Below are 25827 nucleotides of genomic sequence, written 5' to 3'. Positions count from 1 at the left end.
CCTGTTCACACCGGGTCAGGCTTCTGGCTAACCCGGTGTGGCTGCTATTTCCTGTTGTTTCAGAAAGGTCAGTACCTGATCTATGCTGTCTTCGGTCCGGTGTGGCGCAACGATGTCTCCGGTAAACACATGGTTGGACTCCCCATCCACCCCGTCTATTCGAATACGTTCCTTAACGTCAGAACCCCACTTCTCGTACACCCGATCGGTGTATTTGGCATTCACCACATGATCATCCTCACTGTACAGAAACAGCGAGGGGGCCTTGATGGCATCGAGCCGGCTTTTTCTCACCGCAACCACCAGAGCCTGCAATTGATGCAACACCCGGGTCGGGTAACTGGAGGTCCAGTATTTGCCGGAAAGTTCACCTTCCGGTTCCCGGCCATATTCGTGACCGGCAAGCCACGGCATCCAATAGCGGGACCAGGGCCAGCCAAACAGCTTCGACGCCCAGTGACGGGGCTGAAAATTGGGAGCGAACAGCACCATGGCGGCCAGGGCATCCTGTGCCGATGGTTGCTGTGCCAGCCAGGTAGACAGAGTGCCACCCGTTGAGCAACTGATGACGATGACACGGTCGCCCAGCGACCGGGCAATCTGCCAGGCTTCGGCGGTGTCTTTCAGCCAGTCACCGGCCTGGGCCTTGCCCAGACTTTCGCTGTCGAGGCCATGGCCAGTCAAACGGGCACCGTAATAGTTGGCGCCGATGGCCTCGGCTACCCGTTCGGGAATGGGAGCCAGCTCCTGGCGGGTTGCGGAAAAACCGTGCAGGTAGAGAACCACCAGTGGTGTTTTGGCCGGCGCGTTTGGGTTGGCGAACCGAACGTGCTTTTCGGCCCCTTCGGTGACTTCGCCCCGGGATTGCTCCGTCTCTGCCAGCCAGTCGGACAAACCGCCTAGCTCGACCGGCAGTTCATCGACGACCCACCGCAACGCCACCCGGGGCCGCGGGCCCAATACGATCAACAATACGACTACCAGGCCCAGCACAATCCAGATCACGTTACGGCGTCCTTACACGTTTGATTTTTAAGGTTATTGGCTGAAAATAGTATCACAGTGATGGCTTTTTACTAAGACAGCTGTGACCCGGGTTTATCCATTTGCTCCCCTAGAGCAACAATCAAACCCATTAACTGACTTTGTTCACTCTCGTTCAAGGGTCTTTTCATCATTTTACGGACCCAGTACACCCACTGGACCTGCTGTTTGCGACCCAGGCCGTCCAGCCAGTGGCTTAAATCAGACTGGTTGAGCAAGACCGCATCACGCCGGGCATGGTTACGGCAACGCAACTGATACCAGATGCGCAGGCTTCGCCCCGCCAGGGCCAATGCAAACTCAAGATTGGAGACCGGCCCGAGTTGCCATTGCTCGTAGCCGGGCACCCGGGACAGCACCTCAAAACTCAGCGGGTCGCGTCCGGCAAAGCCTCCGGCCAGACTGCCCAGTGCGCCGCCCACAACCGCTCCGAGAAACAGGGAGGTGCCCCCGACGGCTGCATCGACAACCAGACCAGAAGCAGCACCGGCCGCCCCGCTCAGTGACGCCAGCCGGGTTCGCGACAAGCCCCAGGCCCGCCATTCGTGCGCATCCAGCAAGTCATCGGTCGCCAGTGACTGCCATTCGCCGGTCCAGTCGAGATTGCGATGCCCGTAATAGCCCGCGAGGGTGACTTGCAGTTGCTGCTCCTGTCGCTGGATATCGCGGTTAAACTGAGCCAGCCCCTGCTGCTTGAGTTGGTCTTTGGGCCCTGCCAGAGGCAGACGCAGACGGTGTTGCAGCACTTGTTGCAAATACAAAACCAGGGCTTCGGCGCTGTGCTGATGGCGCTGCTGGCGTTGTTCCGACAAGGCCTCAACGCTGCGCATCAGACCCTCACGCCAGGGCAGATGGATCTCCGCCATGCTGCGCAACAAACCCAGATGATGCTCAAACGGAGCCTGCAAAGGGTTGAAGGTACGCACCAGCGAAAAATACTGCTGCAGCGCCAGCTGCCACTCGGCTTCGTGTCCGGTTTCCCGTATTGGGTTCAACAGCGCCAGTCGCGGCTGGGCGGTCCAGGAGAGCAGCGTCAGTTCGGCTTCAAAGGTGGCGTCAAAACGCTGGCTGGTATCGACCACGTAGACAATGCCGGCTCCTTCCAGCACGGGGGTCAGCAGAGTGCAGTCGTCTGCGAATTTGGGGTCGTCGCGATGCGACTCGACAAACCGCCGCAACGCCTCAGGCCGGCCAGCGGCACCCTCACTGTGCTGTTCACACCAGGCGATGATCTGGCGTGCACGCTGAAATCCGGGTGTATCGATCAGTTCATACAGAACGCTTTGTTCAAGCATCAACTGATAACGGTGGGCATCCCGGGTGGTGCCGCTGACGGGTGATACCGCAATGTGGTCATCCTGAGTCAGCGTCGACACCAGGCTGGATTTGCCCTGATTGGGGTGTCCAACCACAGCGAATACCGGGGTAGCCATGGCAGTTGCCGGATTCCGGGTCATGATGCTCCCTTCCGGGCTGCCAGCTCGGTTGCCTGAGCATCGAGCCAGTATAATTGCACTGGTAATTCCTGGGTGCTGACAAAGCCCTGCCAGCTCTGGCGGTCGGTTTCCCGTTGTCCGGAACCCGGTTCAGCCGAACTGCTTAACAACACTTTCACTTCCTTGTGACTGCCCGCGCTGAGCGTAATCAGGTCGGCCAGATCACCGGTGGGTACTGCCTGTGCGGAAATCACCCAGACAGGCTCCTCCTGCTCAGTGTGCCGCTCAATGGTCGCTTCGTCTTGTGCCAGACTGCCGCGACCGAGGTTGACTGAGCCAGCGGGCAATCTGCCGGGCAGCGGATCCTGCCAGGCGAGTACCGGGACTGAAGGCGACATCCCGGTTGTCGGCAGGTCCGCCTCATGGGCCGTATAGGTGGCCGGTTGCTCCGGTGTCAGCGATTCAAAGTGCAACACCTCGGGTCTTTGCTGTTCAAAGCGCTGATGCAGCTGCCGGTTCCAGCGCGGCCAGTGCGCCAACCGGCGCCTCAGGACCCGGTGATTCACCAGCAACGCGAGGACCACCGGTAGCAACACCCAAAGCAGAGTGACCTGGGTCAGCCATACAGCCCAGTACTCCGAGAAATTCAGCAAGTCGGTTTCCCACCCGGTAATGCTGCCTGCCTGCGACGCGCTGATCGCCAGCGGTTCGGGCACGTTCAGAATGCCCAGCGTCAGCAGCGTGAACAAATCGTCAACTCGCGCCGAGGCACCCGGCAGTGAGGTGCTCCAGTAGAAAATCAGTTGCCGGGTCAGCAACATTAGCCACATCCAGGCCATGCCAGCCACCACAAACAGCGCCTGGGCTTTGAGGCTTTGGGCAGCGCACCAGGCGGCGATTACCGCATCGTCTTCGGTGCTCAGCCAGTGGCGCCACCAGGGGCTGCGCTTGCGCCACCAGGCGTTGATCAGAGTCCAGACGAGTACCAGCGACGGAGCCAGCCAGAACACCAGCAAAAAAATCAGCATGTGGATGCCGCTGCCATCGGGCCAGACTATCAGCCCGCTGAACGCAAGGATGCCATTAATGGCCCCCAGCCAGAACCACCATGAAAACCACGGCATCCTGCGCTCAGCCGGCAAAGTGCTGGCGTATCCGAGAAACTCGAACCAGTTGTCCGTAGCCGGGCCTGAACGAAGCCCGGGTTCGGCACGCAACCAGCGCAACCCCAGGTCGATGGCTTGAGAGGGTGATATCCTCTGGGACGGTCGTGAAGTTGTCATGGAGTCCTATTAAGATCGCCGGCTTGAGACCGGCACGTTGCAAAAATAAACACAGCAGTGGCCCGAGTTTAGCAAGGAGCATCGCAGGCGTCGCCTACCCATTGGCGAGACCTGGCCGCTGTTACTATGCTCATTGTACTTGTCAGAATTTGGCTGATTGATAAAGGATGATCCCATGACCGTAAAGAAACGCTACCTTACCTCCAAACCCGAATGTCGGTGCACCTTTGTGCTGCCCGCCGAGGCCGCTCCCAACGCCAGTACGGTGACTCTTGCCGGAGACTTCAACGACTGGTCGCCCGACAGTCATCCGATGAAACGGCTGAAATCCGGCGATTTTAAACTTGAATTGAGCTTGCCGGTCGGCCAGCAATACCAGTACCGCTTTTGCATCGACGGTAACCGGTGGGAGAACGACTGGGAAGCTGAAGCTTACGTGCCAGCCGCTGGCCTGCCGGTCGATAACAGCCTGGTAAGTCTCTAGTCACGTGCTGCATTTGAGGGCACTTAGCCTGCTTCCGTTGTAGCGATGCCCTGAGCACGTGCAACAAAGAAATTGGTGAATGCCTCGACTTTGGGCTGGCGCTGACGCACCTGGTGAATGTAGTAGTAGTTATCCAGAGCGTCGTACCAGTAGGCTTCAAGCACGGGAATCAGCCGGCCCGATGCCACACTGCGGCGTATCACCGGCAAATCGGGGGCGGCATTGATCAGCCCCAGGCCTTGCAGGCACAGCTCCAGGTGCCCGGTACTGGTTCTGACCGGTGCTTGCATGCGGGTATGCGGAAAGCCCCCATCGTCGACCGCACCACCGCTGACAATCAGAAAGTCGTTGGGTTCATCGTGCAATTGTGGCAGGACCCGATGCGCGCTCAGATCATCCGGATGATGCGGGGTACCAAACCGTGCCAGATAATCCGGGCTGGCAAAAATCCCGTTAACGACTCGCATCAAACGGCGTCGAACCAGACCCGGAAACCGATCTCCAAGGTATCGCCCTACGCCCCAGGCCACGTCGAATAGATGCCGGTGTGGGTCGAGCAATTCGTTGACGGCATCCACTTCAACCTCAATACCCGGGTAGGCCCGCCTGAATTCGGCCAGGAATGGGATGATAGTCGCCTGCAAAGGCTGCTCCATACCCACTACGCGTATGCAGCCCGATGGTTCCGCACGGCGGCTGGCAACCCAGTCTGCCAGATTCTCCTGCTCGCGCAGCACCTGCCCGGCCCGCGCCAGAAAATCGCCTCCGAATTCGGTTAACCGGACCCGCCTGGTTGTTCGTTCAAACAGCGCCTCACCCAGCGCCGATTCGAGAGCAGCAATGTGTTTGCTTAGGGCCATGGTGCTCAGCTGTCGTTCACGCGCGGCTGCGGTAAAACTGCCTGCCAGGGCGACCGCGTTAAACGACTCAAGCCAGTCGGTTTTCAGCATATTTATAAACTTATTGTTTAGCTAACTTATATATTATAAGCATTATTTTGCCAATGATCTCAACGTAGAGTGTCCGGGTGACCTATATTATGAGGGCTTCGCCATGACACTGATTCAACGCCTGGGCATCCACCACAGCCTTAAAGGCCTGTCGTTAGGTCTGTTTCTAACCGTTCAGACGCTGTTTCTGCAGGAGAAGGGGCTCTCCCTCTGGCACCTGGGCATCCTGTTCGGAACCTTCAGTGTAACGGCAGCCTTGCTTGAATTACCCCTCGGTTTTGCAGCCGACCGGCTGGGAAGAATTCGCCTCTACGCCCTGGCCCGGGCGGTTGGATTGCTGGGCATTGTGCTGGCCATTTATGTGGATCAGTTCTTACTGTTATTGGGTGTAATGGCGCTGCTGGGCACCAGCCGCGCACTCGACTCGGGCTGCATTGAAGCCTGGCAAAGCGAGCGACTGCAAGAAACGGAACCCACAACGGCCTATACCCGGCTTCTCGCTGGTTTTCATACACTCAGCGCACTGTCGATGGCGGCCGGCGCGCTCGCCGGATGCTACCTGACCGATGCACTCGCCCCCTGGACGCCTGCCTCAATGCAACCAACCGAATGGAACCTCATCGCTCAGGCGACAGTTACCCTGTTGCATCTCGCACTTATTCCAGTGCTGTTTCGCGAAACCGGGCGGGCTCGTCGCGAGATGACCAAGGCCGATCGACCACGATTGCAGACGGCATTGCTACTGGCCTGGCGGCTGCGTCCGGTGCGCCGCCTGTTGGGCGTTGCAACAGCCCTCGGCATGCTGCTGTTTGCGCTGGAAACTTACTGGCAACCACGTCTGATGGCACTGGCACCGAACACCGCCTACGCCGTGTTCGGCTGGCTGGTCACCGGCTATTTTCTGGCTGCCGCCGCCGGGCCTGCCCTGTTGGCAATGCTGTTGAAGCGATGGCCAGTTACCACCGACCGTCAGCTGGTTATCATTCTGCTGCTGACCTCACCGGCACTGGCTGTGCTGGCGCTGCAGACTACCCTGCCCGGCTTTGCCAGCGGCTACCTCGGCGTCATGCTGATAACCTCAATGCTGGGCATTCCGATGGAAGCCCTGATCGCGGACCAGGTGCCGGGGCCTATGCGTTCCACGCTGTACAGTTTGCTCAGCCTGACGCTGCAGGCCGGCGGTGTCATCCTGATGTTTGGGTTTTCCTGGCTGGTACCCGCACTGAGCATCGGTGGTTTCTGGCTATTATTAGCTGCCGTGTTGCTCGTGGCAGGCATAGGCGAATTTCTGGACCTGCGTTCACAGCGAAGGGCTGCATTCGCCGGGGTGAGGCCGTAAACTGATTCAATTTGGTCTAACAGGGAGATAGGGTGAACAGGCTTCGACTGGCAACCTATAACGTCGCACTTAACCGCCCCCACGCTGGCGATCTGATTACCGAGCTGACTTCAAAGTCGGGGCCCCAGGTATCAGCCTTGTTGCAGGTAATGGCGCACGTCGATGCCGATGTCTGGGTCATCAATGAGCTGGACTACGACCCAGGGCAACAGGCGTTAACCGCTTTTCAGGCGCGGCTTCGCGAAGCGAGCATGGATTTCCCCTATCGATTTACCGCACCGGTGAACACTGGCGTGCCATCCGGACGGGATCTGGTAAAACAGGACTTGAATAATGCCCGCGAAACCCCGTTCGGGTTCGGTGACTTCCCGGGCCAATACGGCATGGCGGTTTTGTCCAACGTTCCGCTTGATACCGAGTCGTGCCGGACTTTTCAGCGCTTTTTATGGCGCGATATGCCCGACGCTCTGTTGCCCGAAAACCCGGACGGTTCGGCCTTCTATTCGGACGATGATCTGGCGGTGATGCGGCTATCGAGCAAATCCCACTGGGACTTGCCGCTAGCGCTGCCATCCGGGTCCTACCATTTGCTGATCAGCCACCCCACACCCCCGGCCTTTGATGGCCCGGAGCGGCGCAACGTTTGCCGCAATCATGATGAGATTCGATTCTGGGTGGACTACATCAGCGGAGCGTCGTATATGACGGATGATCAGGGGTTGAGTGGCGGTTTGGCACCCGATCAGCCCTTTATTGTGGCTGGCGACCTGAATGCGTCATCGGAGGGCGGCGACAGTCAACCGGGGGCGATTAACCGCCTGGTGACGCACCCGTCTGTTCAGCCACTTCGACCGGTTTCTGACAGAGGCCATGACCTGACTGCACGCTGGAAAATGCGAGCCGACTACGTTTTGCCGTCGACTCAACTGGCGGTTCTCGGGACCGGTGTTTTCTGGCCAGCACCGGAGCACCCGCTCAACGTTGCGTTGGAGCGGGCGTCCGATCATCGGCCGGTCTGGCTGGATATCGCGCTGCCAGACCGGGCCTGACCAATCAGGCCTTACCGTGATGCTCGGCCAGGTAAATCCAGGTGCTGAGCACTGAATCCGGGTTCAGTGACACCGATTCGATGCCCTGATCCATCAGCCATTCTGCAAAGTCCGGGTGGTCGGACGGGCCCTGGCCACAGATACCAATGTATTTGTTGGCCTTGCGACAGGCTTGAATGGCCATGCTGAGCAGGATTTTGATGGCATCATTACGCTCATCAAACAGGTGCGCAATCACACCCGAATCCCGGTCGAGGCCCAGGGTCAGCTGAGTCAGGTCGTTGGAGCCGATGGAGAATCCATCGAAGTATTCCAGGAACTGGTCGGCCAGCAAGGCGTTGGACGGCAATTCGCACATCATGATCAGTTTCAGATCGTCCTTGCCGGATTCCAGCCCATTGTCGGCCAGCAATTCGACCACCTGACGCGCTTCATCAACGGTGCGTACGAAGGGCACCATCAATTGAACGTTGGTCAGCCCCATTTCATTGCGCACTTTCTTCATGGCCCGGCATTCAAGCTCAAAGCATTCGCGGAACGAATCGTCGATATAACGCGAGGCGCCGCGAAACCCGATCATCGGGTTCTCTTCCTGGGGTTCATACTGGGAGCCGCCGACCAGGTGCGCGTATTCATTCGATTTGAAATCTGACAAACGCACGATCACCGGTTTCGGGTAAAACGCCGCAGCAATCGACGACACGCCCTCGACGATTTTCTCAACGTAGAAGTCGACCGGGCTCGGGTAGCCGGCCATACGATGATTGATGCTCTCGCGCACTTCGACTGGCGCTTCGTCGTAATGCAGCAACGCCTTGGGGTGCACACCAATCATCCGGTTAATGATGAACTCAAGCCGGGCCAGGCCGACACCGGCGTTGGGCAGCGACTGGAAATCAAAGGCCCGGTCAGGGTTGCCGACGTTCATCATGATCTTGAACGGCAGATCCGGCATGGTGCTCAGGTCGTTTTCTTCGACGTTGAAGTCCAGCAGCCCCCGGTAAACGCGGCCGGTATCGCCTTCGGCACAGGAAACGGTGACGTCGTCGCCAGTGATCAGTTTATCGGTCGCGTCACCGCAGCCGACCACGGCCGGAATGCCCAGTTCGCGGGCAATGATGGCGGCGTGGCAGGTACGGCCACCGCGGTTGGTTACGATGGCCGAGGCCCGCTTCATGATCGGTTCCCAGTCCGGGTCGGTCATGTCGGTGACCAGCACATCGCCGGCATGCACCTGGTGCATCTGGCTGAGATCACTGATCACCTTGACCGGGCCCTGACCGATGCGCTGGCCGATGGCGCGGCCATCGATCAGCAACTTGCCCTTCTCTTTCAGCGCATAGCGTTCAATAACAGTAGCCGAGCCACGGCTTTTCACGGTTTCCGGTCGGGCTTGTACGATGTACAACTTACCGTCTTCGCCATCGCGCGCCCATTCGATGTCCATGGGTCGTTTGTAGTGCTTTTCGATGGTCATGGCCTGATGGGCCAGTTGTTCCACTTCGTCATCGGTAAGAGAGAACCGCGACCGGTCGGCTTCATCAACCTGAACGGTTTCAACGGATTTGCCGGTCTCGGCCGACGCCCCATAGACCATCTTGATCAGCTTGCTACCCAGGGTCCGCCGCAGAATGCCGTGGTAACCATCGGCCAGGGCACGTTTGCTAACGTAAAATTCGTCGGGGTTCACCGCCCCCTGGACCACGGTTTCGCCCAGGCCATAGGCCGCGGTAATGAACACCACCTGGTCAAAACCGGATTCGGTGTCCATGGTGAACATCACTCCGGAGGCACCAATGTCGCTGCGTACCATGCGCTGTATACCTGCCGACAGCGCGACATGGGCATGGTCGAACCCCTGATGCACCCGGTAGGCAATGGCTCGGTCGTTGAACAGGGAAGCAAAGACTTCCTTGATCGCCTGCAGCACCTCATCGATGCCGTGGATGTTCAGAAAGGTTTCCTGCTGGCCCGCGAAGGAGGCATCTGGCAAGTCTTCGGCGGTCGCCGAGGAGCGCACGGCCAGTGACCGGCCCGGATCTCCGTCGGTCAGTGTCTGGTAAGCCGCCCGTACTTCTTTTTCAAGACGTTCGGGGAACGGCGCCAGCATGACTTCCTTGCGGATTTCACGGCCCACTTTTGCCAGTGCTTCGACGTCATCGACGTCCAGCGATGACAGGCGTGAATCAATCCGCTCTTTCAGCCCTTCAAAAGCGAGGAATTCGCGATAAGCCTCTGCGGTCGTTGCAAAACCACCCGGCACTGTCACGCCCAGGGCCGACAGATGACTGATCATTTCACCCAGGGAGGCGTTCTTGCCGCCCACGGTGGGTACGTCGTGTATACCCAGTTCGGTAAAGTCCTTAACGAATTCCATGCTGATCTCCACGTGCTACTTGATAGGGTTGCCTGCCCTGTTGCCGGGCAGTACATTCATTAAACCTCAGATCGAGGGCGTAGTGCATTTATTATATGAATAATGACCATTGCCTTGCGGAATGGTCGGAACGGCTGTTATACCTAGCAGGCTGTTGAAATTCGAAGAATTTCAGTCGCCTGCTACCGGAACAAGGACGTTCCGGCAAAATTGATGACTGTTAAGTCATTGATTTTGTGAGAGAAGCAAAAATCGCAATTTTTGGTTCTCGTGTTTTGAAAAAGGCATTAAGCCTTTTTCAACAACCTGCTAGACAGTACCGCTATAGTGTAGGACATCGACAAGGGGATGTGACCCCCGCTGACCCGCTCCGGATTCAAGGAATAGTTCATGAGTGCCAACCGCCCCGTCTTTTTTATTTCCGACAGCACCGGCATCACCGCTGAAACGCTGGGCCACAGTCTGCTGTCCCATTTCGACCGTACCCAGTTTACCGAAACGATTCTGTCGTTTATTGATACGGAGCAAAAAGCACGCAATGCCGTTGACCGGGTGGCCAGGGCGGCCCGTGAATCGGGTCTGCAACCGATCATTATCGAGACCATCATCGACCCGAAGATTCGCGCCATTGTGCACGACAGCGATGCCCATACGGTCGACATCATCTCGACCTTTCTCGGCCCCCTGGAGCAGTTGCTGGGGCAGGCGTCGAACATTCGCATCGGCCGGCCCGAGGTGTCAGCCGACTTTGGCCACTACCAGCGCCGCATGGACGCCATGCAATTCGCGCTGGAGAACGACGACGGCCGGCGACTGCATCATTACGACAAGGCCGATATTATTCTGGTCGGCGTTTCCCGCAGCGGTAAAACCCCGACCAGTATCTTTCTGGCGCTGCAAGCCAACATTTACGCAGCCAACTACCCGCTGACCGACGATGACTTTGAAGAGGCACGCATGCCCAAGGCGCTGGAGCCCTTTCGCAACAAGCTCTATGGCCTGAGTATCGACCCGAAACGGCTGAACCAGATACGCGACGGGCGCAAAGCCAATAGCGATTACGCATCGCTGCGTCAGTGTGAAGATGAAGTACGCATGGCCGAGGCTCTGTTTCGGCGGTTCGGCATTCCCTTTATCGATACGACACGTCTGTCGATAGAGGAAATCTCCACGCGCATCATTGTCGACAAGGGCTTGCGCGACCGCATTCGAACCGTCAATTAAAGCTAGCTATTTGGTAAACCAGGCCATCAAACGCAAAAAAGGGGCCGAAGCCCCTTTCAAATCACAACGTTGTGCTGGCTTAGTTATAAGACCAGTTCAGCGTCACGCCCGAGAAGGCGTAGTAAGCTCTAATACCAATCGTCCAGGTATCCGCAGCCGGGTTAGTAAAGCTGCACTGCTCTGTATTGCCACTGCGATAGGGCCGGCAATCGTAACGGTTGCTGGTCGGCTGATCGCCCTGCCTGACATAAAGATCAGCATCACCGCTGCCACCCTCGATGCCAACGTTCAACGAAGCCATACCAGCAGGCACCTCAACCGTGTAGTACAACCACTGGCCCTGAGCTGCCGACAGATTCGACTCGGTGCCCGCATCCGGGCCGCCGCCATCAGTGCCTTCGTCAAATTCAGCCAGCAGCGTTACACCCTGGTAACTGTTGTAGCCGCGCACCATGACGTGATAAACCCCAGCCTCGGGCGAAGCAACTGTGCAGGACTCTGCATTACCATCTTCCCAGGGGCGGCAATCGTAGTTTGACGTCGACGGCTCGCTGCCAAATTGCGTATACAGATCGGCATCGCCACTGCCACCGCTGATGCTGATGGTCAGATCGCTGGCACCGGCAGGCACCGACAAGGTGAACCGCTGTTCAGACCCCTGCCCACCTTGCAGACCCGTTACCGGTACGCCGTTTTCAAGCTCTGATTCGACAGGACCGGTAGGCGCACACGCCGCCGTAGAAACTCCGACGGTATCAAAAGCATCGACTACAACCTCAAGGTCATACCCCAGCGCATCCGTCGCATCGATTGCACCACAGGCCCCTGCTTCGTAATTGGTCGACTGGTTCCAGTACATCTGGTTTGCCAGTACAAAAATATCGAACGCCTGACGCGTATCCCAGCCTTCGCTGGTCGCGATCAGATAAAACGCCCGGTTAAACACGCCGGAGCTGTGGTGAACGTCCATGCCACTGACATAATCCGATGCGTGGCCGATGGACCTGCCGTCCCGGGTGGGGTCGTCCATGTAGCGCAGCGAGCCCTGGCCCTTGTAGATATCGGCACCTACCATCCAGTCGTTGCTACCCTTCATGAAATATTCGGCAGCTTCCCCGGCCATATCCGAGAACGCCTCGTTGATACCGCCGGACTGATTGGCATATTGCAGGCCTGAGTTCTGCTCGGTAAACCCATGGCTGACTTCATGCGCCGACACATCCAGGCTGACCAGCGGGTAGAAGCGATTGGCACCATCACCAAAGGTCATCTGCGAGCCATCCCAGAAGGCATTCTCATAACTGTTGCCGTAATGCACCCGCATTCTCAATTTCTGGGTCAGTGGCGATGTGTCGTACCACTGCTGATACATATTGAACACCACATTGCCAAAATAATGGGCGTCATTCAGCGGGGAATAGGCACCGTTGGTGTAACGGTTTTCATTGTTCGGGCAAGTGAAGGAAAACACGTTGCCACCACTGGTGGCGCCACCCATATCGATCGTCTCGACATTGTCGGTCGACATTCGGCAATTGTCGTCGACGTCCATGGCCGGATAATCGGTACCGTAGACATACTGGCCGGTTTTTTCGTTTCCGCCCGGCCCGGTTGCTTCCTGGTGCGCAATGCCATCCCAGTGTTCAAGCACGGCGCCAGTATGGGCATCGATAAAGTAGAAAGGCCGCGATGGCTCTTCCCCGTACTCAACCCAGTTGATCAGATAGGCCAGCCGCGTCTGATCCTGCTCATCGACATGAATATACAGCGCGTGATCCTGATTCTTTGCGGCCAGCTTTAATGCCTCAAACGACAGAGCGCCGGCGCTGATGCCCTGCTGATTTCGCTGTACAACCGATTGCGTCATCGCCCGGTCTATCGCGTCGGTTACTTTAATGGAGGGGATGACGGAAGGTACTTCTGCAGCCAGCCCGGTCAGTGCATCACCACTGACGTCGGCCGCGATGCCCTGCCCGGTCTGCGTCACCGTCTGCCCCCAGACGGGAACGCCCTGGTGCATTTGCTGAAACCGCGTCACTGTCATGCCATTGGCCAGTGTCCGGCTGTTAACCGATGCCATCTCAACACCGCTCTGACTTGCCGCTACGCCTTGCGACGCTAGCATGTCGGCACTGGCAGGCACCCGGTCTGCTGCCTGCACACCGGCAACCAGAGTCGCCGCCAGAGACAGAGTAATCCTCGAAAATTGCTTCATGATTGGATTCCTTCTTCTATTATTTTTTTTATCCGTTGCCACGGAGCGCAGTGCGCCTCCATGAGGGATCACCTCGCGACAGCAGCACATCCATCAAGTTCCCTGATGGATTGCGACACTGCACATTGGCGTAACGGAATTCGGAAGGTAAGACGTCTGAAGACAGGCCAACGGACACTGTGCGGGAATCGCACACCGTTGCTTTCACAAACCCCGAGTTGAGACAAGCTCAAACTCTGTTCGGGGTTACCGAACTCCGCTAGCGTGCCGGAAAAACTCAGCGGGCAGTACGGATCAGCCCAGGTTTTTGGGGACAGAAGTCACTTTTTTGCGCAACCTGAGAACTCCTTCACAGCCTGAGCACTGAATGAACGAACACCGGTAGAAATGGTGCTGTTATTGCTTGAAAGACAAGGTCGTGATTACCCTACTCGCGGGAAACAGTGTAGGAAGCCTGTCCGTTAACTAATTGAACGGCCTGGTAGCGCTATCGAACACTTCGATACGCCAGATCTGACGTTCGTGGAGAATACACCTGCTGCCATAACTGACCCTGCCGGGAGCGGAAGAAGGCAGCGCAGCTGTAGAGGTAGAACATCCACAATCGCTGAAAGCGTTCATCGTACCGGCCCGACAGGACAGGCCAGGCCGCATCGATTCGCTCAGCCCAGGCCATCAGCGTGCGATCATAATCGGGTCCGAAGTTGTGCCAGTCTTCCAGCCGGAACAGACCCAGACTGGCGTTGTTGATCTCGCGCCGTGACGGCACTTTGCCATTGGGGAAGATGTATTTGTTGATAAACGGCTCGGGCGCGGCACTGTCGGCTTCATCGCCTATGGTATGTAACAAGAACAAGCCATCGTCGGCCAGCAACCGATGGACCGTTTCAAAGAAGATTCGATGATTCTTGGCCCCTACGTGCTCGAACATGCCCACCGAGACGACCCGGTCGAATCGTCCGGTCAGGCTGCGATAGTCGGCCAGGCGAATGTCCACCGGCAAGTCGGCCAGTTTCTGCCGGGCGAAGGCCTGCTGCTCCTTGCTGACCGTAACGCCAACCACATTAACCTGATAATGCCGTGCCAGGTGCCCGGCCAGACCACCCCAGCCACAGCCGATATCCAGTACGGTCTGGCCGGACCTGAGGTCTAACTTGCGACAGATCAGGTCAATTTTGGCCTGCTGAGCGTCGGCCAGCGTCTGTGCCTGCGCCCAATAGGCACAGCTGTACATCATGCTCTCGTCGAGCATGCGTCGAAACAGGTCGTTACCGATATCGTAATGCACCTTGCCAACGGTGAAAGCGCGCCGGTCACTCTGAAAGTTAATTAGCCGGTAAGCCAAACCCCGGCAGGCATCCTTCAACCGAACCAGCGCCGGCATATGGCCCTGAACACCGGTTCTCAACAGGCGCGTCATCATTTCGTCAATTCGATAACAGCTCCACCAGCCGTCAATATAGGCCTCGGCCAATCCCACAGACCCGTGCCGCAACAGGCGCCCGTATAGCCGCGGGTCGTGTACTTGAAGATCCCAGGGGCGGTCGCCCTGAACCCGAATATCGGCCTGATCCAGTACACTCCTAATCCAGGGTGGTGGCTGACCATCAACCGACGGGGTTATATGGGCAAAACGGGAGGTATCGACCGGGCGTCTGGCCGGACGGGATTCATTCGCAGCGGAATGATCATGGGTCATCTTTGTCGTCATCGCTATCCCCTCTGAATCTGTATTCAGCGAGACAGACTATCTTTTCAGGGTAACCGAACTAACTTGTGACCAGGGTAATCCACTAACCTTTCACACGGCGGTGACACCAACTGTCTCCGGGCAATGAATACTTCCCGTTAGTATTAGCTAAGCACTGGATTAACAGAGTATCAAGCGATCATAAATAATTGAATCTCTTGGAATCGAAAAGTGGCAATCAATCAAGTGCAGGTTGCCGGGTATGCCTATCCGGGGAAGTCCGCAGCAAGGATGCTGCGGTCTAGGCCCCATGGACGGGTTTACGCCGACCCCGGATAGGCATACCCGGTGGCCTGCACGAGTTACTGGCAATAATAGGTCATAGCCATGAGGAAGAGTCAAACACCGCCCAGTACCCAGGCAAGCACCAGGGGTATCGACACAATGCTCAGCGCATTGGAAAACATCACCATGGCGGCCACCTGTTCCGGCTGCTGGTTGTAGCGTTCCGCGACCAGATAGTTCAATACCGCCGGTGGCAAGGCACCAAACAGTATCAGCATGGCTTGTTGCTCGGGCGGCAGATCCAGCAGCAGCGCCAGCGGCCAGGCGACCATCAAGCCGAGAATCGGCGAGGCTACCGCGCTGACCACCCCGATGCGCCAGCCACTCAAGTCCAGATTCACCAGCCGGACACCCAACGCGAACAGCATCAGCGGAACCGCGATGTCGCCCAGCAAAGCGAGCGAGCGAATCAGCCAGTCGGGCAAATGCACGCTGAAACCGGCAATGGCCAGACCCAAAGCGGCGGCGATGATCATGGGGTTTTTCAGTACATGCAGCAGATGGGTTCGCGGGTTAAGCAGCCAGGCGCCCACGGTAAAGTGCAGGGTGTTTTCCACAATAAACAGAATCACCGCCGCTGGCATGAATGCTTCACCGAAGGTGAAGAGCATCAGCGGGAGCCCGGTGTTACCGCTGTTGCGGAACATCATCGGCGGTACAAAGGTTTTCCAGCTGACCCCGATGGCCCGGGCCAGGTAATAGGCACCAATGCCGGGCAGCAAGGTCACCAGAATGGCGCCCAGCGCCAGTGGCGCGTAGTCGCCCAAATCAACCGGACGCGAGGCAAACACACTGAGAATCAGGAAGGGCGTGAATACATCGATGTTGATGCGATTGGCCGCTTCCATGTTCGGGGCGTGCTTGCGCCCATAGAGAAACCCGACCAGAACAACCAGAAAAATGGGCACAACAATGCCCGCAATACGCTCAACCATGACGCTTAACCAACCTGTTTACCAGAAAGAGCCCAGCCGGGAAGCCACTCAGAGACGCACCTGGCGACCGGGCAATCGCCAGACCCACAGCACCCACAACACGGCAAAATTCAATTCAAACAGCCGCTGCCACAAGCCCGGATACCAGTCGCGCTGCCAGGCCGCCACCTGCAGAACCAGAAAGGTTAACACCAGCGTCACTTTCAGCGCGCTCATGCCTTTGACGGAGGTCGCTGGCACCAGCCGGACACCCGAGACAACGGCACCTGCGCTGAGCACCCAGATCAGTGTGCTGTGAATCAACTGGTTAGCGCTGCCCGAAGCCGGGCAACCCAGATCACAGGGAAACACCACACTGCCGATGTAGCTGGCAGCAAACGCTATGGCCCCGAACCGCACCCAGGGGTCCATTTTGTTGGGCTCCAGCGCTTTTCGGGCTGCCTCGACAGCCCCCATCCAGAAAGCACCTATGAGCAAAAAAGCGCCATTAGCGGCAGATCGGTTGGGCATATCAATGGCACCCAACTCGCTGATGAACTGAACACTGCTGTAACCTGGCACCCGGGCACCCAAGACCCAGGGCAACGCCACCAGCAACAGAGTGGCGAGAATCGACAACATCATGGCTTTGGTATTCACAGGCATCCTTTTAGTAAGCCGGTCGCAGCGCAGAGCTTACCGGGCCGGGGCCGGGTGGTACAGAGCCCATCACAAACAGATTTTGCTTTCTGGCTCCAGAACTGAATAATAGCGGCCTGTTTCGCCCACCTATCACCGGGTTTCGCCACTGCCATGTCAGCGTTGCTCTCATTCAGACACTCCGGAAGCACGCTTCCAGCGGCCTTGCTATGGCTATTGCTCGGCCTCTCGGCATCCGCCTTCGCCCAACCGCCGTCTGAACCGGTTTGCGCGAGTGATATCGACACCGAGTCTGAGCATTCCGCTGACACTCACCTTTTACTGACGGAAACCGGTTTAACGCCCGACTTTTCACTGGACGACCGATCCGAGCCAGCCTCCCTGCCCTCTCTGCTGCTACTGGCTCGCCTGCCATTAACCACCTCTGACTCCATTCCGACCGGAAGCAAACAACGCCGCACTGGCTGTCATTTCAAGGCCTGGCCACAGGCACCTCCAGCGACTTGAGCTAATCTGTCTGTTTGATGGTTTGCTTGTAAATTGAAGTTTCTGAGGTGTTAGCAAGTTGAGTGATGGCTGCCGGATGAGTCTACCCGGTCGCGATCACGGATTCCTGGCACCAAGGCCCACATTGTGATTGCCAAGTCACACCTTCTGTAAATGGAGCGATTCTGTGCCCTTAGCGTTAATCCTGATTATCGGTATTTTTACTCTTGGCTACCTCGCCATCATTGCCGAACACAGTCTTAAGATCGACAAGACAGCCCCTGCGATTATGAGCGCCGTCCTGTGCTGGACGGTATATATACTGTTCGCTGGCGATCTGATCGCCGTGGATACTCTTCCCGCCTGGTTTCTGGAAGAGCATGCCAACCTCGACCAGAGCGCGCTGATTCATACCTGGGTTGGCGAGCATCAATTGCTGACCTTCCTGGGTGAAATTGGCTCAATTCTGTTCTTTCTGCTCGGCGCCATGACCATCGTAGAATTTGTGGATGCGTATGGCGGCTTTGCCATTATTACCGACCGGATCAAGGCAACCTCCACCGTTACCCTGCTGTGGTTAATTGCGGTGCTCGCCTTCTTCATGTCAGCCGCTCTGGACAACCTGACCACCACCATTGTGATGATATCGCTGATTCGAAAGCTCATCGCCAGCCGCCAGGAACGTCTGTTTTTTGCCGGCATGATCGTCGTTGCCGCAAATGCGGGTGGTGCCTGGTCACCAATAGGTGACGTGACCACAACCATGCTGTGGATTGGTGGACAGATCACAACCATGGCGATCATCAAATCCCTGTTTTTACCATCGCTGATTTGCCTGCTGGTGCCCATGCTGTATCTGACCTGGTCATTACGCGGCCAGTCCATTCACCCGCCCCAGGCCATGCCTTACAAACAGGATGCCGATCAGGTAACCCGCCACCACCGCAATATCATTTTTGCAGTCGGCATTCTGGGTTTACTGTTCGTGCCCGTGTTCAAAACCGTTACCCACTTGCCGCCGTTCATGGGCATGATGCTGAGCCTTTCGGTATTATGGATCGTCAGTGAAATCATTCATCACAGAGCCGACTACGACGACGACACCGAATTGCACATTACCCGGGTGCTTAAACGTATTGATACGCCCAGCGTGCTGTTCTTTCTGGGTATTCTGCTCGCCGTTTCCGCGCTGGAAGCCACTGGGCTGTTATCGTCCCTGGCCAGTACCCTGGATCAATCGATCGGCAACATTAACCTGATCGTCTTTCTGATCGGGCTGATGTCTGCCGTTATCGACAACGTACCCCTGGTTGCCGCAACCATGGGCATGTATGACCTGTCGGTTTACCCAACCGATGCAGCGATGTGGGAATTTCTGGCCTATTCTGCCGGAACGGGTGGCAGTTGCCTGATCATCGGTTCAGCCGCCGGGGTGGCGGCCATGGGCATGGAGCGCATCAGCTTCTTCTGGTACCTGAAGCACATCGCTCCGCTGGCTTTAATGGGCTATATCGGTGGCGCACTGTTTTATCAGTGGGTTGTGTAAGCCCTGCAAGCAACCCAGGCGCGGGCCTTAAGGTCCGCGCCACCCGTATATTGGGAATGGAATCCCAAACGTGCATTAAACCGTTAATTCCTCAAATACTGACATGGCTTCGCCTGCTTTCATCAGTCCCGGACCTCCGCCCATTTGTATAACAACACCCAGCATTTCGGTGAAAGCTTCCCGGGTAACCCCCAGTTTTACCAGCGAGCGCACGTGGTAACCAATGCAGGGCTCACAGTTCACACTGATGGCGATGGCCGTTGCTATCAGTTCCTTGGTCAAATGAGGCAGTTCACCATCCACATAGGTTGCTTTACCGACTGACTGAAAAGCGTCGTAGGTGGCAGGCTGTTCTTTGCGCAATGCAATCAGATGAGGGGTCAGGTCGTTGGTCTTCTTTAGAATACTCATTGGGTACTGCTCCTGATGTTAAAGACAACCAGTATAGGCAAGTACCCGCACGACACGTTGAGTTTGGTCAGTAAAACAAAAAAAACCGGGCAAACGCCCGGTTTTTTTAGGGTAACTGACGTTACCCCATGCTTTCTTCAGAATCGTGCCTGGCAACAATTAGCCATTCACTTCCTGGAAAGTAGCGTGCATTTCCTTTGAAGGCTCTGTCGATGCAATGCTGCCAACGTAGACGGCAATGGTCGAGAACAGGAAGCCCGGAACAATTTCGTACATATCGAAAATGCCACCGGTCATTTGCTTCCAGACAACAACGGTAATACCACCGACCAGAATACCGGCAATGCAACCGACCCGGTTCATGCGGTTCCAGTACAGTGACAGAATAACCGCCGGACCAAAGGCTGCGCCGAAACCGGCCCAGGCATATGACACCAGTGCCAGTACCGAGCTGTCATCATCGAGCGCAAAAAACCAGGCGACTACTGCAATAAGTACCACAGCACCACGACCAATCTTTACCAGAGACGCCGGGTCAGCATCTTTTCTGAAGATCGACTTGTAGAAATCTTCAGTCAGTGCAGATGAGGACACCAGCAACTGTGAATCTGCAGTCGACATGATCGCCGCCAGAATCGCCGCCAGTAAAATGCCTGCCACCAGAGGGTGGAACAATGCCTGAACCAGGCTAATGAACACCGTCTCGCCATCTGGCAAACCCGTTTCAAAATAGCCAATGCCTGCAATACCAACCAGCAGTGCGCCAGCCATACCCAGGAACGTCCAGGTTACGGCAATGCGACGTGCACGCTTCACTTCGTTGCGGTCTTTAATGCCTTTGAAACGCGCCAGAATGTGCGGCTGACCAAAATAGCCCAGGCCCCAGGCCAACGATGAAATAATGGCAATCAGCCCCAGCGAAGAGCCATCGGCACTGGTGAACATGCTGACCAGGTTCGGGTTTTTCGCTTCCAGAACGGCCGCCGGGCCTTCACCGATAACCATAAGCGCAAAGATCGGCACAATGATCAGCGCTGCCGCCATTAACAAGCCCTGCACCAGGTCTGTCCAGGAAACGGCCAGATAACCGCCAAAGAGCGTGTAGGAAACCACCATGATGGTGCCAATGGTAACGGCAATGGTGTAATCCCAACCGAAGACGGTTTCAAACAATTTGCCGCCCGCTACCAAACCGGAACTGGTGTAGAACAGGAAGAACAGCAAAATGAAGAAGGCTGAAATGGCACGAATCGCCACCTTGTCTTCGAACCGGTTGCTGAAGTACTGCGGCAAAGTCAGGCTGTCCGAGGCAGCTTGTGAATAGGCACGCAGACGGGGCGCAACGATCAACCAGTTCAGATAAGTGCCTGCAAGCAGACCAACGGCGATCCAGGCTTCGCCCATGCCCGAGGCATAAATGGCGCCCGGCAGACCCAGCAATAACCAGCCAGACATATCGGAAGCACCGGCCGACAGCGCTGAAGGCCAGGCACCCAGAGAACGACCGCCCAGAATGTAATCAGACAGGTCTGTCGTGCGGCGATAGGCCCAAAGGCCGATCCACATCATACCCGCCAGGTAAATAATAAAGGTCAAACTGACCGCTAAGGTGTTGCTCATAATGTACTCCGAGTTCTAGTTGTTGTGATCGATTAGGCTATCGAGCGTTTCTCGTGCTGCTCCCGAATACCAGCGCTGTCCAGTGCAATAGGGTCGATTCGGGATGCAGACTCTTAACAATTCCACATCCTGGATCCAGTCGGGGCAGTTATTCGTGGCTGTTCAGGCAGCCACTGTTCACCGGGTTCGGAGGCTGGGTTTCAACGCTCCGGCTCCGGTGTCATTCTCCGGCTGGTAGGCCGGTGGAACGATTCAATCGCCAGGCCGGCAGTTACCGGCACAGCAAAGTCTTCAATCATCACTTTCCAGTGACAGCAAGCTGGCATTCCCGCCCACCGCCGTGGTGTTGATGGTACGCACCCGTTCAGTCGCAAAGCGTTTGATGTAATTCGGGCCACCGGCTTTCGGGCCGGTGCCCGACAAACCACGACCACCGAACGGCTGTACACCAACCACCGCACCAATCTGGTTGCGATTGACGTAGCAGTTTCCGACCCGAACCCGGGCTTCGATGTAGGCAGCCGTTGCTTCATTGCGACTGTGAATGCCGAGTGTCAGGCCATAACCGGTTTTATTGATGTCGGCAATTACCTGATCGAGTTCGCGCGCCTTGTAGCGATAGATGTGCAGTACCGGACCAAACTGTTCGCGCCCCAGTTCATCCAGGCTTTCAATACGAATGGCGACGGGTGGGATGAAATAGCCATGCCGGGTGTGTTCACTCAACTTAGCTTCAGCCAGTACCCGGTCTTTCTTGCGCCAGCCGTCGACATAATCGGTCAATCCGGTCAGGGCTTTCTGGTCGATCACCGGGCCACAGTCGGTCTGGTACAACTGCGGATTCCCCATTTCAATGCGGCTCAGTGCACCACCGATCAGCTCAATGATGCGGTCGGCCACATCGTCCTGAACGCAGAGCACACGCAGCGCTGAACAGCGCTGACCGGCACTGGCAAAGGCCGAGCCCATCACATCGGCAACCACCTGCTCCGGCAAGGCCGTTGAATCAACAATCATGGCATTCTGACCGCCGGTTTCGGCGATGAAGGTAGGCATGGCGCCAGTCCGTGCTGCCAGAGTGCGGTTAATCAACTGTGCCGTTTCGGTAGATCCTGTAAACGCAATGCCGACCAGGCGCTCATCACTGAGTACGGCATTGCCAATAACCGGGCCCGCACCCGGCAAATACTGCAGCACTTCACCTGGCACACCAGCCTGGTGAAACAGTTCGACCGTGCGACCGGCAATCAACGACGTGCTTTCTGCCGGTTTGGCGAGCACGGTATTGCCCGCCACCAGCGCAGCGCAGATCTGGCCGGTAAAAATGGCCAGCGGAAAGTTCCAGGGGCTGATGCACAGAAAAACGCCCCGGCCTTCGTAATAATGTTCGTTGCTCTCGCCGGTCGGCCCGGGCAGCAACGTTGGCTCGTTCATGTTGGCGCGCGCCTGCACCGCGTAGTAACGGCAGAAATCGACGGCTTCACGTACTTCATCGATGCTGTCCTGCAACGACTTACCGGCTTCACGGGCACAGAGAGCCATCAGTTCAGCCGTGTTGGCTTCCAGCAAATCGGCCAGTTTGTCGAGGCAGTCGGCACGCTTGATCGCCGGTGTCCGGTTCCAGCCGAACCAGGCTGAATCGGCGGTTGCCAGCGCTTGTTGCGCCATGTCGGCATCGGCGAAGTGCACCTGACCCACCGACTCTCGGGTGTCGTAAGGGCTTTTAACCTCAATCACTTCAGAGGTTGACTGTGCTTTACCCGCCAACAGCGGTTTCTGTACCCATTGGGTGTCGTTCCAGGCATCAATGGTGTGCATCAAAGGGTCTCGTTCAAAGGCTACGGCAAGGTTATACCCCTGAGAATTACGGCGGCTGTCACCGTAGATTTCAGAGGGACGTACAATTTTGGGGTTGCGATACACCGCCCGGCTTTTCGCCAGCTCAACCGGAGATGACACCAGATCACCCACCGGCGTTTCAGCATCGACCAGGCGATGAACAAAGGATGAGTTGGCGCCGTTTTCCAGCAGGCGCCGCACCAGATAGGGCAGCAAATCCTTATGGGCACCGACCGGGGCATAGATGCGCACACGGTGTTTGTCTTCACTGAGCAGGGTGTCGTAGAGGGCGTCGCCCATGCCATGCAAGCGCTGGTATTCGAAATCCCGCTCCGGGCGCTGCCGTGAGAACTCGGCAATCACCGCGACAGTGTGTGCGTTATGGGTGGCAAACTGAGGGTAAATGGCGCCATCGGCTTCAGCGCTCATTAGATAGCGCGCGCAGGTGATGTAGGAAACGTCGGTGTTTTCCTTGCGGGTAAACACCGGGTAATCGGCCAGGCCAAGCACCTGGGCGTGTTTGATTTCTGTATCCCAGTAAGCCCCTTTAACCAGGCGCACCGGAATCACATCACCCTGCGCTTTGGCCAGGGAGGTCAGGTACCCCAGCACCGCCAGCGCGCGCTTTGAATAGGCCTGAATAACCAGGCCGAAATTGCCCCAGCCTTTGGCGGCATCGCTCTGATAAACCTGTTCAAACAGGCGCAGCGACAGCTCCAGGCGGTCGGCTTCTTCGGCATCGATGGTAATGCCAACGCCCAGTGCCCGTGCTTCGCTGACCAGATCGGTCACCCGCTGCGCAAGCTCGGTCATCACCCATTCCTGATGGGATTCTTCATAGCGCGGGTGCAACGCCGACAACTTGATGGAAATCGTCGGTTTCGGAGCATCACTGGCCCACTCGTCCATGCGTGCACCCAGTGTTTGCACCGCATCACGATAGGATTTGAAATAACGCTCGGCATCCGGGTCGGTAAAGGCAGCTTCGCCGAGCATATCGAACGAATAGGTGTACCCTTTCTTGCGGTAGGACTTGCCGTTCTTGATCGCTTCTTTAATGGTGCGCCCGAGCACGAATTGCTTGCCCATAATGCGCATGGCCTGGTTCATCGCAGCACGAATGACCGGCTCTCCGGCACGATTGATCAGCTTCGACAACAGGTTGGCAGGTGACGTCTCACGACTGTCGAGCGAGGTTACCCGGCCGGTCAGCATCAACCCCCAGGTCGAGGCGTTGACCAGCAGTGAATCCGACTTGCCCATGTGCTCTTTCCAGTCGGCAACGGACAGTTTGTCGCGAATCAGATCGTCGGCGGTATCCGGGTCTGGCACACGCATCAGCGCTTCGGCCAGGCACATCAGGATTACGCCTTCCTCGTTATCCAGGCTGTACTGCTGCAACAACTTGTCGACTGCATGCGCCACATCACCCTGGCTACGAACCCGGTCGACAATGCGACGGGCGGTGGCCTCAATGGCTTTGGCACTGTCGTCACCTGGCTCTGCAACCTCAACCAGTTGCGCCATGTATTCGTCTTCATCAACGGCGTACTGGTCCACAATAAACTGAAACCACTGTTGTGGTGTCAGATCCCGGTAGTCTCCCGATACCGCCCGAGAGGCGTCAAACTGCGTCATAACCATCCTGCCTGCAATCTAGTTGGAGTTATGCAGACACAGTAGCCGAGCCCCTCTGTTCAGCGATTGTCAAAAACGGGGCTTTTTTTGTTAAATAATCCGAAAGTTTCGAAAGCGATAAGGTTCGAGCGAGGAATTACAACGGGAGGGTGGTATGAGAAGCGGGCCTGAAGACAGTGCCCCAACACCCTGTGTTAATGGGCGCTGGCTTGCTTGCGAATCTGACCCGGCGAGTGCCCGGTGCGATTTTTAACCGCGTGGGTCAGTGCACTCTGGTTACTGAAGCCGGTTTCAAGCGCAATGTCGGCAATGGAGTGCGAAGAGCAGCGCAGCAGCCAGATGGCCTGGTCGAGCCGCAGTTTCATGACATACTGGTAAGGCGTCATGCCGGTCACCTGGCGAAACCGGAGATGAAACTGGCTGATGCTCATGTGACAGAGGTCAGCCATTTCGGTCACCGAGACTTTTTCTTGCAGGCGGTGTCGAATCATCTGGTCGATTCTCGACAAATCGAACCGCCCGAGAGACTCCTGGCCGGGTACCGCTCGCCCGGTCAGGCGCTGGTACAGGCTGTGCAGCAAGAGTGCACTGACATGCTGCTGCATGTGTGGGTCGTGACCGAACTGATCAATCTCGCGCGCCATGGCGGTCAGCAGGCTGCCGAATTGCGCGTCGAGCTGGAAATAATGGGGGCGATCGAACAACCGGCACAGCATTTCATGGTCAATGCTGCTGTCGATGGAGGCATCCACCGAGAAATCGAGTACCACCATGCGGTTATCGCCCAGGCCCTGAAAGGCGTGATCACTCTGGGTGGGGACCAGACACCCATTACCCAGACACAACTGGTCACCGCCCTCACCTTCAAGCTCAAAGGCGGCATTGCCCTCGAACCCGAGAACAACCTGGTGATGACTGTGATGATGGCGATCACCCGTTTGAGGCATGGGCTCCAAACGACTCAATCCTCCCAACCACATAGCACGCTCCCAGAGGTGATGAATCAATACCGGTGACAGACCTGCATCGACTTTAGCCTCATACCATACGCCCCGCTACCGCTGTCGCCAAGTCATCGGGGGGATTAATGTCTGCAAGGGCTCGTCACTGCGCTCCCCATCGGTGCGGTAAGCCGCCCCAAAGACGCGCGGATGCACCATAATGCAGCGCTTTGAACCCCTGATCCGCCCGACCGCGGCGATTTTAAAGGCACAGCCCTTGCAATGACAAGCCAAGCCCCGTCTTAGACCCATTAATGCAGGACCTCGCCGTGCGCG

18 protein-coding genes are annotated in these 25827 nt (G+C 57.0%); 5 read left to right on the top strand and 13 right to left on the bottom strand.

Annotated features, from left to right (window positions below; all coding sequences use genetic code 11):
- Nucleotides 1–27: 27 nt before the first annotated feature.
- The 3 genes from ACHUE7_RS14060 to ACHUE7_RS14050 form a co-directional block, all read right to left on the bottom strand.
- Nucleotides 28–1005 carry an alpha/beta hydrolase gene (locus tag ACHUE7_RS14060; RefSeq protein WP_394170533.1) on the bottom strand — a complete coding sequence of 326 codons (978 nt, stop codon included), beginning with the start codon at nt 1003–1005 and terminating at the stop codon, nt 28–30.
- A gap of 71 nt (nt 1006–1076) precedes the next feature.
- Nucleotides 1077–2501 (bottom strand): DUF3482 domain-containing protein, encoded by a 1425-nt coding sequence (locus ACHUE7_RS14055; protein WP_394170532.1) that lies wholly within the window; start codon nt 2499–2501, stop codon nt 1077–1079.
- Complete coding sequence (locus ACHUE7_RS14050) at nt 2498–3763, bottom strand: DUF2868 domain-containing protein (RefSeq protein ID WP_394170531.1); 1266 nt, start codon at nt 3761–3763, stop codon at nt 2498–2500. Before ACHUE7_RS14050 ends, ACHUE7_RS14055 begins: the two co-directional genes overlap by 4 nt.
- Before the next feature lie 175 nt (nt 3764–3938).
- On the opposite strand from ACHUE7_RS14050, the gene ACHUE7_RS14045 reads away from it, so the two are divergent.
- The gene (locus ACHUE7_RS14045; RefSeq protein ID WP_394170530.1) at nt 3939–4247 is read left to right on the top strand and encodes an isoamylase early set domain-containing protein; all 309 of its coding nucleotides are present in this window, start codon (nt 3939–3941) and stop codon (nt 4245–4247) included.
- A gap of 23 nt (nt 4248–4270) precedes the next feature.
- Here ACHUE7_RS14045 and ACHUE7_RS14040 read toward each other — a convergent pair whose 3' ends face one another.
- Entirely contained in the window at nt 4271–5197 is a 927-nt protein-coding gene (locus ACHUE7_RS14040) for a LysR family transcriptional regulator (protein WP_394170529.1), read from the bottom strand.
- Nucleotides 5198–5300: 103 nt separating this feature from the next.
- Between ACHUE7_RS14040 and ACHUE7_RS14035 the strand changes: the two genes are divergently transcribed.
- Both ACHUE7_RS14035 and ACHUE7_RS14030 read left to right on the top strand, forming a co-directional pair.
- Nucleotides 5301–6536: an MFS transporter gene (locus tag ACHUE7_RS14035; RefSeq protein WP_394170528.1), complete on the top strand. Its 1236-nt coding sequence runs from the start codon at nt 5301–5303 to the stop codon at nt 6534–6536.
- Between the two features lie 32 nt (nt 6537–6568).
- Entirely contained in the window at nt 6569–7585 is a 1017-nt protein-coding gene (locus ACHUE7_RS14030; RefSeq protein ID WP_394170527.1) for an endonuclease/exonuclease/phosphatase family protein, read from the top strand.
- Between the two features lie 4 nt (nt 7586–7589).
- Here the strand turns inward: ACHUE7_RS14030 and ppsA are convergent, their stop codons facing one another.
- A complete protein-coding gene (gene ppsA, locus ACHUE7_RS14025) occupies nt 7590–9962 on the bottom strand; it encodes a phosphoenolpyruvate synthase (protein ID WP_394170526.1) in 2373 nt (790 codons plus the stop codon).
- Between the two features lie 390 nt (nt 9963–10352).
- Between ppsA and ppsR the strand changes: the two genes are divergently transcribed.
- The gene (ppsR, locus tag ACHUE7_RS14020) at nt 10353–11186 is read left to right on the top strand and encodes a posphoenolpyruvate synthetase regulatory kinase/phosphorylase PpsR (RefSeq protein ID WP_394170525.1); all 834 of its coding nucleotides are present in this window, start codon (nt 10353–10355) and stop codon (nt 11184–11186) included.
- Nucleotides 11187–11265: 79 nt separating this feature from the next.
- Here the strand turns inward: ppsR and ACHUE7_RS14015 are convergent, their stop codons facing one another.
- The 4 genes from ACHUE7_RS14015 to ACHUE7_RS14000 form a co-directional block, all read right to left on the bottom strand.
- Nucleotides 11266–13401, bottom strand: a complete 2136-nt coding sequence (locus tag ACHUE7_RS14015) for a M4 family metallopeptidase (protein ID WP_394170524.1) — start codon at nt 13399–13401, stop codon at nt 11266–11268.
- A gap of 487 nt (nt 13402–13888) precedes the next feature.
- Nucleotides 13889–15112: a cyclopropane fatty acyl phospholipid synthase gene (gene cfa, locus ACHUE7_RS14010; protein ID WP_394170523.1), complete on the bottom strand. Its 1224-nt coding sequence runs from the start codon at nt 15110–15112 to the stop codon at nt 13889–13891.
- A gap of 377 nt (nt 15113–15489) precedes the next feature.
- Nucleotides 15490–16371: an AEC family transporter gene (locus tag ACHUE7_RS14005; protein ID WP_394170522.1), complete on the bottom strand. Its 882-nt coding sequence runs from the start codon at nt 16369–16371 to the stop codon at nt 15490–15492.
- A gap of 48 nt (nt 16372–16419) precedes the next feature.
- A complete protein-coding gene (locus ACHUE7_RS14000) occupies nt 16420–17010 on the bottom strand; it encodes a DUF998 domain-containing protein (protein WP_394170521.1) in 591 nt (196 codons plus the stop codon).
- A gap of 673 nt (nt 17011–17683) precedes the next feature.
- Here ACHUE7_RS14000 and nhaD point away from each other — a divergent pair.
- Nucleotides 17684–19042, top strand: a complete 1359-nt coding sequence (gene nhaD, locus ACHUE7_RS13995) for a sodium:proton antiporter NhaD (RefSeq protein WP_348476497.1) — start codon at nt 17684–17686, stop codon at nt 19040–19042.
- A gap of 75 nt (nt 19043–19117) precedes the next feature.
- Here the strand turns inward: nhaD and ACHUE7_RS13990 are convergent, their stop codons facing one another.
- The 4 genes from ACHUE7_RS13990 to ACHUE7_RS13975 form a co-directional block, all read right to left on the bottom strand.
- Nucleotides 19118–19453, bottom strand: a complete 336-nt coding sequence (locus ACHUE7_RS13990) for a carboxymuconolactone decarboxylase family protein (protein ID WP_394170520.1) — start codon at nt 19451–19453, stop codon at nt 19118–19120.
- 159 nt (nt 19454–19612) lie between these two features.
- Nucleotides 19613–21076 carry a sodium/proline symporter PutP gene (gene putP / locus ACHUE7_RS13985; protein ID WP_394170600.1) on the bottom strand — a complete coding sequence of 488 codons (1464 nt, stop codon included), beginning with the start codon at nt 21074–21076 and terminating at the stop codon, nt 19613–19615.
- A 288-nt stretch (nt 21077–21364) separates the two neighbouring features.
- Nucleotides 21365–24550: a bifunctional proline dehydrogenase/L-glutamate gamma-semialdehyde dehydrogenase PutA gene (gene putA, locus ACHUE7_RS13980; protein WP_394170519.1), complete on the bottom strand. Its 3186-nt coding sequence runs from the start codon at nt 24548–24550 to the stop codon at nt 21365–21367.
- A gap of 194 nt (nt 24551–24744) precedes the next feature.
- A complete protein-coding gene (locus ACHUE7_RS13975) occupies nt 24745–25497 on the bottom strand; it encodes a helix-turn-helix domain-containing protein (RefSeq protein WP_394170518.1) in 753 nt (250 codons plus the stop codon).
- Nucleotides 25498–25827: the final 330 nt, after the last annotated feature.

The sequence above is a fragment of the Saccharospirillum alexandrii genome, assembly GCF_043641555.1.
Lineage (GTDB): Bacteria > Pseudomonadota > Gammaproteobacteria > Pseudomonadales > Natronospirillaceae > Saccharospirillum > Saccharospirillum alexandrii_A.
Note: the sequence above shows the minus strand (reverse complement) of the source record. Positions and strands in the feature narration are given on the sequence as shown.

Coding starts and splice junctions, on each gene's coding strand:
- ACHUE7_RS13990 (WP_394170520.1), bottom strand. CDS start 19,453: ATGAGTATTCTAAAGAAGACCAACGACCTGACCCCTCATCTGATTGCA.
- ppsA (WP_394170526.1), bottom strand. CDS start 9,962: ATGGAATTCGTTAAGGACTTTACCGAACTGGGTATACACGACGTACCC.
- ACHUE7_RS14040 (WP_394170529.1), bottom strand. CDS start 5,197: ATGCTGAAAACCGACTGGCTTGAGTCGTTTAACGCGGTCGCCCTGGCA.
- ACHUE7_RS14050 (WP_394170531.1), bottom strand. CDS start 3,763: ATGACAACTTCACGACCGTCCCAGAGGATATCACCCTCTCAAGCCATC.
- ACHUE7_RS13975 (WP_394170518.1), bottom strand. CDS start 25,497: ATGCCTCAAACGGGTGATCGCCATCATCACAGTCATCACCAGGTTGTT.
- putA (WP_394170519.1), bottom strand. CDS start 24,550: ATGACGCAGTTTGACGCCTCTCGGGCGGTATCGGGAGACTACCGGGAT.
- ACHUE7_RS14045 (WP_394170530.1), top strand. CDS start 3,939: ATGACCGTAAAGAAACGCTACCTTACCTCCAAACCCGAATGTCGGTGC.
- ACHUE7_RS14035 (WP_394170528.1), top strand. CDS start 5,301: ATGACACTGATTCAACGCCTGGGCATCCACCACAGCCTTAAAGGCCTG.
- ACHUE7_RS14005 (WP_394170522.1), bottom strand. CDS start 16,371: ATGGTTGAGCGTATTGCGGGCATTGTTGTGCCCATTTTTCTGGTTGTT.
- ppsR (WP_394170525.1), top strand. CDS start 10,353: ATGAGTGCCAACCGCCCCGTCTTTTTTATTTCCGACAGCACCGGCATC.
- ACHUE7_RS14055 (WP_394170532.1), bottom strand. CDS start 2,501: ATGACCCGGAATCCGGCAACTGCCATGGCTACCCCGGTATTCGCTGTG.
- ACHUE7_RS14015 (WP_394170524.1), bottom strand. CDS start 13,401: ATGAAGCAATTTTCGAGGATTACTCTGTCTCTGGCGGCGACTCTGGTT.
- cfa (WP_394170523.1), bottom strand. CDS start 15,112: ATGACGACAAAGATGACCCATGATCATTCCGCTGCGAATGAATCCCGT.